This window comes from Chitinophaga eiseniae, from assembly GCF_900167135.1.
Taxonomy (GTDB): Bacteria; Bacteroidota; Bacteroidia; order Chitinophagales; family Chitinophagaceae; genus Chitinophaga; species Chitinophaga eiseniae.
Genome location: NZ_FUWZ01000028.1, coordinates 1 through 1,866 on the forward strand (window position 1 = coordinate 1; position 1,866 = coordinate 1,866).

Genomic DNA, 1,866 nt, shown 5'->3' on the forward strand with positions numbered 1-1,866 from the left:
ACCGGCGATACTGCTATCCGGTTGGCGGCCATCTGGGCCGATGTACTGAAACTGGACGTGTCGGACATCAGCGCCACCGCCAGCTTTTTTGCGATGGGCGGACACTCGCTGAATGCGCTGGTACTCCGGAACAGGATTTATCAGGCATTTAAAGTACAAATGACGCTGAAAGACCTTTTTGAACACAGCACGCTGGAAAAAGCTGCGGAATATATAGACAATGAGACGTGGCTTAAGAAAGACGGCCGGCAGGAAATAGCGACAGATGAAGAATACTTATTTGATTAACAGGTTGTATTTGTATTATGAACGCAATCATCACTAAACTCAGGAAGCTGGGAGTGGAGCTGAATCTCGTAGACAACAAGCTGAGAGCCAGCGCTCCGAATGGAGTGCTGACAAGCGAGCTGCTGGAGGAGATAAAGCAGCATAAAGCATCCCTGATCAGCTATATCAGCAGTGTTACAGCCAAAGCAGATGTTATTTCTCTGCAGCCGGCCCCTTTACAGGAATGTTATTCCCTCTCTTCAGCTGCGAGGAGAATGTATTTTCTGTACGAACTGGACAAGTGCTCGTTGCGCTATAACATGCTGCAGGTAATAAAACTAAAAGGCCAGCCGGATAAAGACCGTATTGCCGGTACTTTTAACCAGCTGCTTCAGCGCCATGAAGCGTTGCGTACTTATTTTGAACTGGCGGAAGGAGTGCCGGTACAAAGGATAGCGAGCGATCTTTCACTCGATATCACCTTGTGCGAAGGCATTGAAGACTTCCGGAAACCGTTTGACCTGGCCGTACCTCCACTGGTGAGAGTAGGACTGGTGAATCTGCCAGGCGATGAAAACCTGCTGATGGTGGATATGCATCATATTATCACAGACGGGGTTTCGCAGGAAATATTGATAAAGGATTTTATACGGCTCTATGCGGGAGAAACATTACCGCCTTTGAAACTTCACTATAAAGATTATTCCGAATGGCAGCAACGGCGGATGGCATCACCGGAGATGAAGGGGCATGGGGAATTTTGGATGTCTGTATTTAAGCGGGGCGTACCCGTGTTGGAGCTGCCGGCAGACTTTGCCCGCACTCCGCAACAGGCTGATGAAGGAGGTGTGTGCAGCTTTGCGCTCGATCATGCGTCAACCGCCCGGCTCCGGCAGCTGGCGGCCGATAATGGCGCGACCATGTTTATGGTGATGCTGGCCGTTTATAATATTTTACTGGGCCGGCTGGGCAACCAGGAAGATGTGGTAACAGGTACGCCTGTGACCGGGCGTACGCATCCCGATCTGGAGCATATCATTGGCATGTTTGTGAACATGCTTCCCGTCAGGAACTACCCGTTGGGCGCATTAACTTTTGAAGCGTTCCTGGCTGATGTAAAACAAAATGTATTGTCCTGCCTTGAGCATGAAGAATACCAATATGAACAATTGACAGACGATTTGAAAATCGATCGTAGCCTGCAACGAAACCCTTTGTTTGATACGGTATTTACTTATGAGAATGATGACGTCGCTGTGTTGGAAATACCGGGGCTGAAATTGTCGGCCTACGATACCGGGCACACTATCGCTAAGTTTGACCTGACCCTGTCGGTGAAGGAAATGACAGATCATCTTCGCTTGAATGTTGAATACAATGCCCGGCTTTTCAGACAGTCCACCATCAAAGAGTTTATAGGCTGTTTCCGGGAGATCATCAACACCGTGATTGCCTGTCCATCGATTAGGCTGGCTGATATCCCGCTGTTGTCCGCGGAAGCAGGATCGTCGTTGCTGCTGTCGCTGGACCACAGCCAGGTAGGATATCCTTCGGAGGCAACGGTACACCGGCTGTTTGAGCGGCAGGCCACGCTGCATC

The 1,866-nt window shown here is 49.8% G+C and carries 2 protein-coding genes; both read left to right on the forward strand.

All coding sequences use genetic code 11. The annotated features are described in order from the left end of the window. The coding region (locus tag B5D63_RS34485; protein WP_143313392.1) for an acyl carrier protein at positions 1-288 on the forward strand (288 nt) is incomplete at its 5' end. A gap of 17 nt (positions 289-305) precedes the next feature. After that, positions 306-1,866, forward strand: a 1,561-nt coding sequence (locus tag B5D63_RS34490; RefSeq protein WP_235021711.1) for a condensation domain-containing protein, incomplete at its 3' end; no start/stop codon positions are given.